The organism is Mucilaginibacter ximonensis (assembly GCF_042686265.1).
Lineage (GTDB): Bacteria > Bacteroidota > Bacteroidia > Sphingobacteriales > Sphingobacteriaceae > Mucilaginibacter > Mucilaginibacter ximonensis.
In genome coordinates, this window is record NZ_JBHUPD010000001.1 from 216,085 (window position 1) to 229,039 (window position 12,955).

General features: G+C 42.7%; 12 protein-coding genes. 2 read left to right on the forward strand and 10 right to left on the reverse strand.

The window, feature by feature from the left end; all coding sequences use genetic code 11:
* Positions 1 to 127: 127 nt before the first annotated feature.
* Positions 128 to 424 carry a thioredoxin gene (gene trxA, locus ACFS5N_RS00985; protein ID WP_377181282.1) on the reverse strand — a complete coding sequence of 99 codons (297 nt, stop codon included), beginning with the start codon at positions 422 to 424 and terminating at the stop codon, positions 128 to 130.
* A gap of 425 nt (positions 425 to 849) precedes the next feature.
* Positions 850 to 1,212 carry a response regulator transcription factor gene (locus ACFS5N_RS00990; protein WP_377181284.1) on the reverse strand — a complete coding sequence of 121 codons (363 nt, stop codon included), beginning with the start codon at positions 1,210 to 1,212 and terminating at the stop codon, positions 850 to 852.
* Positions 1,213 to 1,794: 582 nt separating this feature from the next.
* On the opposite strand from ACFS5N_RS00990, the gene ACFS5N_RS00995 reads away from it, so the two are divergent.
* Entirely contained in the window at positions 1,795 to 3,924 is a 2,130-nt protein-coding gene (locus tag ACFS5N_RS00995; protein ID WP_377181286.1) for a formylglycine-generating enzyme family protein, read from the forward strand.
* 114 nt (positions 3,925 to 4,038) lie between these two features.
* Here the strand turns inward: ACFS5N_RS00995 and ACFS5N_RS01000 are convergent, their stop codons facing one another.
* The 6 genes from ACFS5N_RS01000 to ACFS5N_RS01025 form a co-directional block, all read right to left on the reverse strand.
* Complete coding sequence (locus tag ACFS5N_RS01000) at positions 4,039 to 7,065, reverse strand: glycosyltransferase family 117 protein (protein ID WP_377181288.1); 3,027 nt, start codon at positions 7,063 to 7,065, stop codon at positions 4,039 to 4,041.
* Between the two features lie 231 nt (positions 7,066 to 7,296).
* Positions 7,297 to 7,524, reverse strand: a complete 228-nt coding sequence (locus ACFS5N_RS01005; RefSeq protein WP_377181290.1) for a hypothetical protein — start codon at positions 7,522 to 7,524, stop codon at positions 7,297 to 7,299.
* Between the two features lie 52 nt (positions 7,525 to 7,576).
* On the reverse strand, positions 7,577 to 8,842 hold the full coding sequence (locus ACFS5N_RS01010) for a metallophosphoesterase (protein WP_377181292.1): 1,266 nt from the start codon (positions 8,840 to 8,842) through the stop codon (positions 7,577 to 7,579).
* Between the two features lie 125 nt (positions 8,843 to 8,967).
* Positions 8,968 to 9,159 carry a hypothetical protein gene (locus ACFS5N_RS01015; RefSeq protein WP_377181294.1) on the reverse strand — a complete coding sequence of 64 codons (192 nt, stop codon included), beginning with the start codon at positions 9,157 to 9,159 and terminating at the stop codon, positions 8,968 to 8,970.
* Between the two features lie 54 nt (positions 9,160 to 9,213).
* Positions 9,214 to 9,849, reverse strand: a complete 636-nt coding sequence (locus ACFS5N_RS01020) for a Pr6Pr family membrane protein (RefSeq protein WP_377181296.1) — start codon at positions 9,847 to 9,849, stop codon at positions 9,214 to 9,216.
* Positions 9,846 to 10,193 (reverse strand): MmcQ/YjbR family DNA-binding protein, encoded by a 348-nt coding sequence (locus ACFS5N_RS01025; protein WP_377181298.1) that lies wholly within the window; start codon positions 10,191 to 10,193, stop codon positions 9,846 to 9,848. The genes ACFS5N_RS01020 and ACFS5N_RS01025 overlap by 4 nt, the downstream gene beginning before the upstream one ends.
* Positions 10,194 to 10,296: 103 nt before the next feature.
* Here ACFS5N_RS01025 and ACFS5N_RS01030 point away from each other — a divergent pair, with 103 nt between their 5' ends.
* The gene (locus tag ACFS5N_RS01030; protein WP_377181300.1) at positions 10,297 to 11,070 is read left to right on the forward strand and encodes an enoyl-CoA hydratase/isomerase family protein; all 774 of its coding nucleotides are present in this window, start codon (positions 10,297 to 10,299) and stop codon (positions 11,068 to 11,070) included.
* A gap of 36 nt (positions 11,071 to 11,106) precedes the next feature.
* Here the strand turns inward: ACFS5N_RS01030 and ACFS5N_RS01035 are convergent, their stop codons facing one another.
* Positions 11,107 to 11,406: a hypothetical protein gene (locus ACFS5N_RS01035; RefSeq protein WP_377181302.1), complete on the reverse strand. Its 300-nt coding sequence runs from the start codon at positions 11,404 to 11,406 to the stop codon at positions 11,107 to 11,109.
* A gap of 661 nt (positions 11,407 to 12,067) precedes the next feature.
* Complete coding sequence (locus ACFS5N_RS01040) at positions 12,068 to 12,904, reverse strand: endonuclease/exonuclease/phosphatase family protein (protein ID WP_377181304.1); 837 nt, start codon at positions 12,902 to 12,904, stop codon at positions 12,068 to 12,070.
* Between the last annotated feature and the right edge of the window lie 51 nt (positions 12,905 to 12,955).

Consider the following 12,955-nt stretch of genomic DNA (forward strand, 5'->3'; position numbering starts at 1 on the left):
GATATATTGATAACAGTTTGATTAAACAAATAGTATGCTGTAACATACTTTTTGCTTAACCGGCTGTGTATACTCAAATCTAAACGAGCTATATAAACTGTTAACTAAACTGGTGTTAACAAATTGATTACAAATACTGAGTAAGGATCTGCTGTAATTGGTTGGCCTGTATCACACCGCTTTGGCGCCATTTGGTTTCGCCTTGTTTAAAAATCATGAGTGTGGGTACGCCCTGTATGTTGTATGCATTGGCCGCCGCTGGGTTTTTGTCCACGTCTATTTTAATGACGGTAACTTTGTCGCCCATTGTGCTTTTTAGCTGCTGTAAAATAGGAGCCATCATTTTGCAGGGACCGCACCATTCTGCCGAAAAATCAACCAAAACAGGTTTCTCCGATGCAATAATTTCCTGAAAATTAGCCATGATACCAAGTGTTATTAAATATTATAACCAATAAAACTCAAATGTGTTTACCGGTCCAGCTAAATTTTTTGTGTTAATCCGGCTATTATCAAAAAGCCGGGGGGGATTTTTGATTTTGGTAAAATATCCCTGAATACAGATACGCTTACCGCGCCAGTTTCCTGGCATAAAATGGCTTTTTGCATTTTGCACAAAAGTATTTACGCACAGGTATGAAAAAGAGCAATGTTCTCAATAACCAACTTCTGTGCAGTTGGTAATGGTGAGGTGCCCCGCACCTTGGACAATATTGAAATTTTGGATCAGGTAGTGGTTTAAAATCAGTCAACGTTATACTATAGAATTCGGCTTAAAAAAATAGATTTGTACGTGTTATTTTAAGAGGGGGTTTCAAATATAAAAAAATTAATATAAACGATAAAGATTTACGTTAGTTTTTTGATTTTTGCTAGTAACTCATTCATTTCAAATGGTTTGGCCAGGAAATCGTCGGCACCCGCAGCCATGGCTGATTCCCTGATATCTCGACTGGCAGATATCATAATTACAGGTATATTCTTCATGGTATCTATTTTTTTTATTTTTTTGCAGATATCGCGGCCATCCTCGCCCGACATCCAAATATCCAATAACAACAGGTCAGGCAGGTCATCTGTCAGATCCAGCACGTCGGCTCCATCAACTGTAGATGTAACCTGGTAACCTTCAAATTCAAGTAGCATTTCAATAGCATCCACAATACCCGGATCGTCGTCAGCTATCATTATTTTTTTAGGAGTGGGGGTCATTATAGTTAGAAGTTGATAGTATATTTCATAATTAGCAGCTTGCAAATGTTGTTGAATGGTAAAGCGAAGCAAAAATCAGACCCTTTACTGTCAACGCTGTACTTACGCTCACCTCATCATGTTATTATGTTTTAAGTGTTTTAAAGCCGGCTCCTGTATAGAACCCGATAAGTGTAAGCGAATGCTGTTCAGCGTTCGATAAATATGCTCGTTTTGCGAAAAATGAAAATCAGAGGTAGCGTTCATTTTATTGGTAAACGTGGCTAAATATAAAAATTATTAATCCTAAAATATGCGTTTGGTTTAGCCCAATGGCGTTTTTTATCACTCAAAGGAGTAAAATATCATGTTAATTTTAAACTTGTATTTTTAGGATATTTATTTAATTTGATAGTTAATTTTTCGCGATAATAGCTCGAAAAATCAAATCTCCGGACACTGTGTATTCCCAATAGTTTTAGCTAACCGTATAAATACGCCCCGGCGATTTCTACCGCGAAATTTGTGTCCGAACACTTATGTATTGAAATGTTCTGTTAACTTGGTGCTTCCAACTTTGCTAATCCACACATACACCAAGATATGCGTAATAAATACTACTTGCTTTTGATGCTATTTTTTGGATGCAAGGGCTATGCCCAGCAACCTGCTTTTTCGGGCGCTTTAAAAGAGACATTTAAAGGCCCGGCTAGCGCCGGGCAGCGCGCGCAATGGCTCGAAGATCTGAAAGCCTGGCGCGATAAACAGAAAGCCGACATTCATTATAATGATCAGCTTTACAATAACTGGGCATTAAAATGGATAAACCACACTTTTATCTACGTGCAAATGATGGCACATGACCGGTTTTTTTATGATCCGCTAACCCGTAAATATACTGTTGACCGTTACCTCGCCGACTTAAAAAAGCGCTATGGCGGTATTGATGCCGTATTGATATGGCCAACTTATCCAAACATAGGTGTGGACAATCGTAATCAATTTGACCTGACGGCCGATATGCCTGGCGGACAAGAAGCTGTGAAGCAGATGATCAAAAATTTTAAAGCCAGGGGTGTGCATGTGTTTTTCCCGATCATGATTTGGGATCATGGTACCCGGAGGATACAAATACCTATGGCCGAAGCGCTGGTTAAAGAGATGAAACAATTGGGGGCCGACGGCATGAATGGAGATACCATGACGGGTGTATCTGAAGACTTTTATCAATATGCCCGGGATGAGAGTTATCCCCTGGCATGGCAGCCAGAAATGTTTATAAGCAATTATAAGATGCTGGAATGGAATAGGCTTAGCTGGGGATATTTTTGGGGCTATGAGCAAATGCCGGGCGTAAGCGTTTATAAATGGATAGAGCCAAGACACCAGGTTAATATCACTAACCGCTGGGCAGTTGATAAAACTCCTGACCTGCAATGGGCATTTTTTAACGGGATAGGCTATAACTCGTGGGAGAATGTTTGGTCTGTCTGGAACCAGATTCCCGAACGCTATGAGGAAGCCATACGCCGGATAAGCGCTATTTATCATGCTTTTCCAGACATATGGAGTAGCAAAGATTGGGAGCCTTTTGTACCGGTGTTGCAAAAAAATATCTATGCCACTAAGTTTCCATCCAAAGGCAAAACTGTTTACAATTTTATTAATCGCAATACCATTGCCATAAGCGGCAGGCTAATTAGCCTGCCTTATCATAAAGGCGATGTTTATTATGATTTATGGAATGGCCATAGGCTTAAACCTGAAATCAAGGACGGGAATGCTGTTTTAAGCCTTGATATGGAAGGATTAGGGTACGGATCGATATTGGCTACCGGCGCAAGTTTAACACCTGCAGAGCAGGCCTTTTTGACTAAAATGGCTGTAATGAGTAAACGTAAGCTCAAAAGCTATTCGGCCGAATGGAAGCCCATTCCGCAGCAAATGGTTGCCATTGCTAAAACCAGGATTCCATTAAAAGCACCCGAGGGCATGATCAGGATACCGGCAGCAGATAACTATGAATTTGAGTCGGTAGGCGTAATGATTGAGGGGAATGAGTTACCCACAGCTGTTGGCGTGCAACACCCGTGGGAGTCGCATCCTTCACGGTCGCAAAAACATCAAATGAAGGTGCCTTCGTTTTATATTGATAAATACCCGGTGACCAATAAGCAGTTCAAAAAGTTTGTGGATGCTACTAAATATCATCCGGCAGACGATCATAACTTTTTGCATGACTGGGTCAAAGGGACCTACGCTGCCGGCACTGAAGATATGCCGGTTACATGGGTATCTTTAGAAGATGCACGGGCCTATGCCAAATGGGCCGGTAAACGGCTGCCGCATGAGTGGGAGTGGCAGTATGCCGCTCAGGGCACTGATGGACGCAAATATCCGTGGGGAAATGAAAATTTAAAGGACAATTACCCGCCGGCCGATACTGCCCGGATTATGCGCAAGCCCACCGCCGTTGATGCGTATCCATCAGGAGCGAGCCCGTTTGGGGTAATAGATATAGTTGGTAACGTGTGGCAATGGACGGATGAATACACTGACCTGCATAGCCGTACAGCCATTGTAAAAGGCAGCAGTTACTTCCATGCGCAAACGTCGGGCTGGTATTTCCCGCCGGCTTTAGAGGTTAATAAATACGGCAAATACCTGCTTATGGCCCCAAGTCTTGATCGTGCCAGAACTATTGGCTTCAGGTGTGTTATGGATGCGGAGTAGATAAAAGAACTGTCATTTGATAAGACGGCAATAATTTACCCGTGAAGATAAAACAACCACAACGAAAAAGGCGACCCAGATCCCGGGTCGCCTTTTCTTATGATATTGATTTGCTTATTGCTGCCTGAACAATACCGCAAATTTACCCTCGTAATTTTTGCGCTCGGTATCAAACTTGTTGGCAAGCTGGTCTTGGTGTGCGGCTTTGGCTGCCTGGCCCATGTCATATAACATTTGTATACCCATTTGTACATCGTTACCGCTAAACATGCCGGTATTATCCTGCAACTGGCGCGAAGCATAGTCGAGCTGGTCGGTCACGTAATCATTAATGCTGGTTATGTATTTGTTGGCCAGGTTAATGTCGTTCAGTTCATAAGCGGCTTTGGAAATAAAGAACCTGCCATAAGTTATACGCATGTCAACATGCAGGTCGGGCATTTCCTGGTCATATTTGTGCAGCACCTTTAAAGCCAGGTCTTTATGACCCTGATTGATCAGATTTTGCATTAGGTCAAGGAACGTGGTGTTCATTACCGGGTAGAACATGGTGGTCGACTCATGATCCAGGTATTTGGCTGTTTTAAAATGGCCGAATTTAAACTTGGTCATCAGGTTGTTATACATGGTCATGGTGTTTACGCGCGAGTCGCCGTGAATTGCGGTGTCCACTTTCAAAGGCATCAGGTGGTAAACAAAACCTTCTTTGTAAAGGTAAGGCTGCATGCCGATAAGGTTTTCATTACCTACGGTGATAGCAAAGCAGATAGGCCTTTTCCAATTATTATGAGCCAGAATGTCAATCATGGCCAGGTTATCTTTCATCACATATTTTGAAGTGAATTTCCACTTCATAGTATCAGTGATCATCGGCTGCAGTTCTGCAGGCACCACGTTGTTTTTCAAAACATCATCTTTGTTTATGGTGATCTTGAAGTTTTGCGTAGGCAGGTAATTGTCGGTTTCGCCGTTTGGATAAGTAGCCTTTACACGCGGATCGTCTGAGGTCAGGAAATCAAACAGATCTTTAACCTCAACGCTGCCCGGTAATTTAGCATCACGGAAGTACAACACGTCGCGTACACCGTCTTTGTATTTATCATACGGCATGGTGATTGGCAGTGCATCGGCCTCATTCATCTTACGCTGCATCTGCCGTATATACCAGTCGCCGGTAAACAAACTCAGGTTTACCAAGCGCACATCAGGGCGAATGTTTTCAACCTCCTGGTCATACCATAACGAATAGGTGTCGTTATCGCCATAGGTAAACAGAATGGCGTTTTTAGGGCAAGACATCAGGTAATTATAAGCCATATCATGCGCAACCGTTTTAGTCGAGCGGTCATGCGCTTTCCATTCTTCGGCCGCCAGAATGGTCGGCACGGTCAGCAAGCAAATCAATGTCGCTGCTAAGGCCGAGGTGCGCGCATCCAATTTCTTTCTTAAAACATCGGCAACAGCCAAAACACCCAAACCAATCCATATAGCGAATGCATAAAATGAACCTACGTAGGAGTAATCACGCTCGCGCGGCTGTACCGACGGCTGGTTTACATAAAGCACAATGGCCATGCCGGTAAAGAACCATAACAGCGCAATGATCAGGGCATCGCGTTTTTTGTTTTTGAAGTGATACCATAGGCCAAATAATCCTAAAATTAATGGTAATGCATATAGCGGCGTATGCGTACGGCTGTTCATTACTGCTTTTGGCAGTTGTTTGCCGCCGTCCAGTATACCGGTGGTCCAATCACCATCGGCATACCCTTTAAAGCCGCCCATTTGCTGCTGCCCGTCGCCATCATTAACCCGGCCGGCGAAATTCCACATAAAGTACCTGAAGTACATCATGTAGCTTTGCCAGCTTACAAAAAACTTAAGGTTGTCTACAAAGTCAGGTTTTTGGTCCTGGCTCATGCGCAGCCACTCGCGGTAAAACTGCGGGTCCTGACCTTCGGTACTGTACATACGCGGGAAAACGGTCGTATGGTCGTAAACATAATTCTGTTTTTTACCCGAAACCTCGTATTTTTTGTCGCCTTTGCGGTATAGTGTCGCGCCTTCAGTTTGATCAATAATTTGCGCATCAAAATATGGGCCGGTTAGTAACGGGGTTTCGCCATACTGAATACGGTTTAAATAGCCGTTAAGGGTAAAGGCGTTATCAGGATGTGAATTATCTAAATTTGTATTTGCTGCCGCACGAATTGGAATATAGGCAAATGAGCTATAGCCAAAATACACAAACGAAACGCATAAAAGCGCCAGGTTTAATATCGGTTTTTTGTTGCGGATGCTGTAGAAGATACCGCCAACCAATGCTCCAATCAATAGCAGGAAGAAGAATATCGAACCAGAACCGAAGCCCAAGCCTAAGGTGTTTACAAAGAAAAGATCAAAATAGGCTGAAAGCTGGATGGTCCACTGGCGGATACCAAATTGTACCAAACCCAGGATAACTATACCGGCAAAAAATGCCAGCCACGCTCCCTTGGTATTAACCTGTTTACCACGACGGAAGTAATAAACCAGCGACAGTGCAGGTATGGTCAACAAATTAAGCAAGTGAATACCGATTGATAAACCGATAACGTAAGCTATAAAAACGAGCCATTTGTCGGCGCCAGGTTCGTCGGCATGAGCGTCCCATTTTAACATTGCCCAGAAAACCAGCGCGGTACATAGTGATGACCATGCAAACACAATAGTCTCAACCGCCGAAAACCAGAAGGTGTCGGTATAAGTAAACGCCAGGGCGCCAACCAAACCGGCACCCATAATCAGTATCGTGCGGGTTGTATCCTGATCGTCGTCTTGCGCAGGCATCAATTTTTTGGCAAATGCAGTAATGGTCCAGAACAAAAACATGATAGTGCCACCACTGGCAAGCGCCGAACCCATGTTGGTAAAAAATGGCACTTTGGCGTTGTTGCCCATAGAGAACAATGAAAAGAACTTGCCCAGCATAGCAAATAAGGGATAGCCGGGCTGATGGGAAACCTGCAACCGGAACGCGCATGAAATAAACTCGCCGCAATCCCAGAAACTTACCGTAGGCTCTAAGGTTAAAATGTAGGTTATTGACGCTATAACAAAGCAAAGCCAACCTAACAGGTTATTGATCTTTTTGTACTGCATGGATAATAGTATAGTTATATTCGATTGGGTAAATATCTATAATTTAAGTGTTAAATCTGCAAAAGCATATATCTGCTTAACATCTTTTAACACATTTGCCGCAAAGATGATAAAATTACTTAAAGTTTATAAACTATAGGACGCTTTGTTAACTTGAGGAATCTGTAATAAAAAAAGCGGACGCCTGAACTGGCGCCCGCTTTTTTAGCTACACAGCGAGTGTGCGGTACTTTATATTTTGATTATTCGATTATCTTTTTTGGGTGGGTCTTTATGATGATCTAAAAGTTCAGGCACTAATTTAATAATGCTGATCAATGCGCCCCCAATTATGGCCATAGCCTTAAAACCAAAGCGAACAAATGGTTTCATTACCTCCCAGTTGTGTTTCCAGGTTTCGGTTTGGTTTTGATGGTTGTTTTTCTGATTGCGATTATATTTTACAGGATGATTAGCCATAGCTTTTGTTTAAACGAATCTAAGCTATAATCGGGCCAAACTGACAAATACTTTAAACCGTTTTTCTTTTTAAAGTAATAACGGTAATTTCTGGCCATATACCTAGCCGGCCCGAAAAGGCAAGGAAGCCAAAGCCGCGGTTTACATACAGATATCTGCCCTGCTCATGCGCCAAGCCCGCCCAGTCTAGGTAACGGTATTGTACCGGGCTCCACCTGAAACCATTGGTTTCTACGCCAAATTGGGCACCATGGGTATGGCCCGATAAAGTTAAATGAATATTGGCCGGGTTATACCGCACCTGTTCTTCCCAATGGGTTGGATCATGCGAAAGGAGGATCTTAAAAGCCTTTGGGTCGACGCCTTTAAGCGCTTTATCTAAATTGCCGATCTGAACAAAACCGCGCCCCCAGTTTTGTACACCGATGAGCGAGATCTTCTGGCCGTCTTTTTCCAGTTCCAGGTTTTCGTCCAAAAGCAGGCGGTAACCCAGGGCTTTGTGATGTTCTTTCAGTTTATCCAGATTAGCGGCTTTTTCGGCTTCGCTGTCCCATTGTATATAGTCGCCATAGTCATGATTGCCCAGTATAGAAAACTGCCCGTACGGAGCTTTTAGTTGACTGAAATTGTTGATATATGGCTCAATCTCAAAGGCGGCATTATTTACCAGGTCGCCCGTAAAAACAAACAAATCGCTTTTTTGTGCCTTAGCCAGATCAATGCCTTTTTGCACAGCATGGATATTGTCAAAACTGCCCGAGTGTATATCTGACAACTGTGTGATGGTGAAACCATCAAAAGCCTGCGGCAAGTCATCAAAATATATCGTTTGGCGATGCACACGGTAGTCATACTTCCCCCTAAACATCGCATAAAAAAAACCGAAGAATGGAAAAGCCGCCAGCAGTACAGCCAGCTCGCTAACAAACACGCGGCGCGCAGGAATGTAATGATGGCTTACCGGATCTTTGTGCTTATTGACGACATTAACCACGCCTGCTATACCACGGCCTATATCTCCCAAAAATAAAACCAACACAAATATTAATTTGGTTATAAAAAAGGTCAAAAACAGGCTAAGCATCCATTCATGGTAAGGCATCATCCCTTTAGGATTACTAAAACTGCCAAAGCCAATTAAAAACACAATGGTTATACCAGCCGAAATAAACAAAAATCCCCAGCAAACTATACCACGCGCTATGGGCCAGGGCCAGTTATTGGTCAAGGTTCGCAGGCCTTTAAAAACGTACCAGTCAAATAAAAAGCTGATTGCAGCCAGAATAAAAAAGACTCTTAGAAAACCGCCTCTATGCATGTTGTTTTATAGATAAGACTGCAAGTTAGGAAAAAAAATTACCCCCTCTAAATATCCCCAAAGGGGGAGACTATGAAAAAATACGAAAGCCCCGATTGATGGATCGGGGCCGGGGAAAGGTTTCTTTAATAACGATGATAATCGTTGTCGTAATGGTGATCATAGTGATCGTCATGATTGTAGCGTCGGTCGTAACCATCATGCCAGTCGCGGTTGTGCCTGTAAGTGCTGCGTTCGCGGTACTGTACCTCGCAACTTGATATAGTTACCGCTGTAAACAATAACAGCGTTACTACTTTTATGATGTGTTTTTTCATGGTCTTAAATTTTATAAATGTTATATTACAAAGACCTTGTCAACACTAAAAGGTTTAACGCTTTTTAGCTAAACGCGATATGCCTATTAGTGCAAAGCCAATTATCAGAAAAGTTATGAGTAGAAAAACGAAGTTTATACCTATGCGTTCAAAGGTAAGCTTGTTATGATCGAGAAAGCTATAAGGATAGTAGCCGGTAAGTAACCCGCGACCAATTACATACACAAAATAGATGAGCGGATAGATAAGCCATGTAAAGGCTTTGCTCCAGGGCAAATTGCCTTTGGTAATAAATACCAGCCAGAAAATCAAAAACGCAGGCGGACTAACAGAATGAAATACCTCGTCGCAAAACCTGAATAAGCCATATTGTGTATGCTCTTTACGTAATATCACCTGGTAAACAATACATACAATAATAATGTACAGCGACAAGGCGCCAAGAACCGACGGCCTTGAAAAGAAGCGCCCCCAGTTTGATTTTGGAGCCACCAGCAGCAGGGTAAGCGCCAAAGCAATTAAGAGGTTGTTTTGTATGGTAAAGAAAGTTAATAACTGAACAATGGCGCCGCCAAAGGTGCGGCCCTCATTCATATATTTAATGGTAGATATGTAGAACTGAATGCACAGAGCCAGCCATATCAAAATGGCCAATGCCACCATGTAAATATTCTTGGTGCGTTGTTTCATGGTTTCTTTTTAGATTGGCGATTGGGCTTTTTATTCATCACGGTTTGGTAGGCTGTGCTAATGGCGTCCTCAAGCATTTCCGGGGGCACCCGGTCAAGCTCAAAAAGCGTTGCGCCATGATGCGACCCCCATTTGTTGGGTACCGGGTAAACAATATCAGGGTCAAAGCTGCAAAACACCGACCGGTCGATTTGCGATAAAATTATATTCATGCGCCTGTCTGTAACCCACATGGTAGCAAACGTGCGCCCATTGGCCCGAAAGGCTGGGCGGCCTACATGGTCATATTCCTCTGTGCCGGGTAGCGCCAAGGCAAACCGGCGGGCTTGTTCAATAGTTACCATTTACAATTGATTGTGAACTAATTTATTAAAATTATGATATAAAACAGGTGGTGTACGATTTTAAAAGCAATACCTTTATTAAACACATGTACCAAATAACATTATGACTGATAACCCAAACGGTAACGTAAGCCTGCAATATACCGACAACGGCATCGCTACCATCAACTTTTATCACCCGGCACAAAATTCATTGCCGTCTGCGTTGCTCAGTTTGCTTGCAGATAAAATAGATGAGGCCGGAAAAAATGCTCAAACGCGAGTCATTGTACTGAAAAGCGACGGAGATCGTACCTACTGTGCCGGTGCCAGTTTTGACGAGCTGATGCAGATTAAGGATAAAGAGACCGGAAAGAAATTCTTTTCCGGGTTTGCTAATGTTATTAATGCCATGCGCAAATCGCCCCAAATTATTATTGGCCGTGTACAGGGCAAAGCAGTTGGCGGAGGCGTTGGTTTAGCGGCAGCAGCCGATTATTGCCTGGCTACTGAGGCAGCGTCGGTCAAATTAAGCGAGCTTGCCATAGGTATTGGTCCGTTTGTAATATCCCCGGCGGTTGAGCGTAAGATCGGTATATCGGCCTTTGCGCAGTTAACCATCAAGGCTACCGATTTTCACTCGGCACAATGGGCAAAAGAAAAAGGTTTGTACCATGAGGTTTATACGGATATTAATGCCCTGGATACTGCTGTAGATGCACTGGCGGAAAAATTAGCGTCGTACAACCCTGAAGCGTTAACCGAATTAAAAAAGATATTGGTAGCAGGTACTGAAAACTGGGATGAGTTACTTGCTGAGCGCGCCGCCGTGAGCGGAGAACTGGTGCTGTCTGAATTTACACAACAGGCTTTACATAATTTCCTGAACAAAAAGTAAAAGCAAAAGGCCCCGAATTTTCGGGGCCTTTTGCTTTTACCAGCGACGGTATACTACGTGACGGTAAACTACCGGTCTTCTGTAATAACCGTAACCATGATGACGGTAATAAACCGGATAAGCCGGGGCAACAACTACCGGTGCAGGTTGTTCATAAACCGGAGCTGGTTGTTCGTAATATACCGGACGTTCAACCACTACCGGGCGATAATATGGGTGATAATAAACCGGGCGGGCAGGATAGCCAAAGCTGACACCAATGTGTACTTGTGCGTTTGCCACGTTAAAACCTAAGGCTAAGATGGCAGTTGCTATTGCTAATTTTAAAGTTTTCATAATCTCAATTTTTATGCGATATCAAGTATCGCTGTTGTTGTAATTGAGACAATTGCCGTGCCACAGGGTTTAGTTGACTGTCGGATTTTAAGTATAATTTATTGATTTTCAATAGGAAAAAATGCGTGTAAAAAGATGATTAGGGCGTCGCCCTATATAAGGTTTATTGATCATTTATATATACAAAAAAGCCCCGCACTTGGCGGGGCTCTGTATTAATAATGTCTTCTGACAACAACTACTCTATGCGGTCTGTGATAGTAATGACGTCTGTATTGACGTGTAACCACTACTTCGCGATGAACAGGGCGGTGAACTACTACAACCCGGCGCGGCGGAGGGGGAGGAGTACCTACATGTACACCAACTCTGACTTGTGCGTTTGCAGCCTGAAAAGTAAAGGCTAATAATAATGCTGCTATTGATAATTTTAAAGCTTTCATAATTGTGTATATAAACAATTTTAATGATGTTGTTTATGTCTTTAAGACAATAGCAGTGCCAGCAGGTTTAATGGTTTTATAGGTGATGTATAATATTTATCTATTTAATTAGATAAATCGAACATTTACAATTAATTACAAATTGTAACGAAAGTGATATAATAAAAAAGGCTGCCCCAAATTCATATAGGCAGCCTTAATTTTTTATTAGTGTATACTTAATAGTTCATTATTGCTACAACGGGATAATGGTCAGAAGGAGCTTTGCCTTCGTACGAATTGGTTAATATTGCGTACCGTTTTACTTTGAATTGTTTGGTTACAAAAATATGGTCAATACGGCTGTCGGTCTTTGTGTTCAAGTTAAAGGAGTTGAAAGTGCCATTAGTAGCCAGCTTTATCGGCGCCAGGTTATAGCAATCCTGCAACACGCCGGTGCTTAACACTTCTTTGTAGCTTTCGTTATGCTGGTCAACGTTAAAATCGCCGGTGAAGATGGTAGCCTGGTTTGACGCCATTTCTTTGATTTTCTGCAATACAAGGTGGGCGCTTTCTTTTCGTGCCACAACACCTACATGGTCCATATGCAAGTTAAAAAAGTAAAATTTAAAGCCGGTTTTGATATCCTGAAACTGTGCCCAGGTGCAAATGCGTGGTAATACGGCATCCCAGCCTTTATTCGGCCGGTCGGTGATGGTTGATAGCCAGAAATTGCCTTGCTTTAATATTTTAAAACGGGTGGTTTTATAAAAAATGGCAGAGTACTCACCCTTGGTTTTACCATCATCGCGGCCTATACCGATGTAGTTATAACCGGGTAAACTGTCCACCATATTTTGAAGCATATTGTGTTTACCTTCTTGTGTACCAAAGATATCCAGATCACTAAACTGAACAATTTTACAGATCACCGGGAAGCGGTAACCCCAGCCGTTACCTTTTAGTGAATCTTCTTTGTTGTCATTACGTAAATTGTAGGTGCCAATACGCAATTCCTGGCTGTAAGTTAGTATACTAAAGCAGCAAGCAATTAGCGTGTAGATGAGTTTTTTCATATAGTTTAATTGGTTTGGCTAAATATATGAAAAATGTTAACAACCGGTTGT

Coding starts and splice junctions, on each gene's coding strand:
- trxA (WP_377181282.1), bottom strand. CDS start 424: ATGGCTAATTTTCAGGAAATTATTGCATCGGAGAAACCTGTTTTGGTT.
- ACFS5N_RS00990 (WP_377181284.1), bottom strand. CDS start 1,212: ATGACCCCCACTCCTAAAAAAATAATGATAGCTGACGACGATCCGGGT.
- ACFS5N_RS00995 (WP_377181286.1), top strand. CDS start 1,795: ATGCGTAATAAATACTACTTGCTTTTGATGCTATTTTTTGGATGCAAG.
- ACFS5N_RS01000 (WP_377181288.1), bottom strand. CDS start 7,065: ATGCAGTACAAAAAGATCAATAACCTGTTAGGTTGGCTTTGCTTTGTT.
- ACFS5N_RS01005 (WP_377181290.1), bottom strand. CDS start 7,524: ATGGCTAATCATCCTGTAAAATATAATCGCAATCAGAAAAACAACCAT.
- ACFS5N_RS01010 (WP_377181292.1), bottom strand. CDS start 8,842: ATGCATAGAGGCGGTTTTCTAAGAGTCTTTTTTATTCTGGCTGCAATC.
- ACFS5N_RS01015 (WP_377181294.1), bottom strand. CDS start 9,159: ATGAAAAAACACATCATAAAAGTAGTAACGCTGTTATTGTTTACAGCG.
- ACFS5N_RS01020 (WP_377181296.1), bottom strand. CDS start 9,849: ATGAAACAACGCACCAAGAATATTTACATGGTGGCATTGGCCATTTTG.
- ACFS5N_RS01025 (WP_377181298.1), bottom strand. CDS start 10,193: ATGGTAACTATTGAACAAGCCCGCCGGTTTGCCTTGGCGCTACCCGGC.
- ACFS5N_RS01030 (WP_377181300.1), top strand. CDS start 10,297: ATGACTGATAACCCAAACGGTAACGTAAGCCTGCAATATACCGACAAC.
- ACFS5N_RS01035 (WP_377181302.1), bottom strand. CDS start 11,406: ATGAAAACTTTAAAATTAGCAATAGCAACTGCCATCTTAGCCTTAGGT.
- ACFS5N_RS01040 (WP_377181304.1), bottom strand. CDS start 12,904: ATGAAAAAACTCATCTACACGCTAATTGCTTGCTGCTTTAGTATACTA.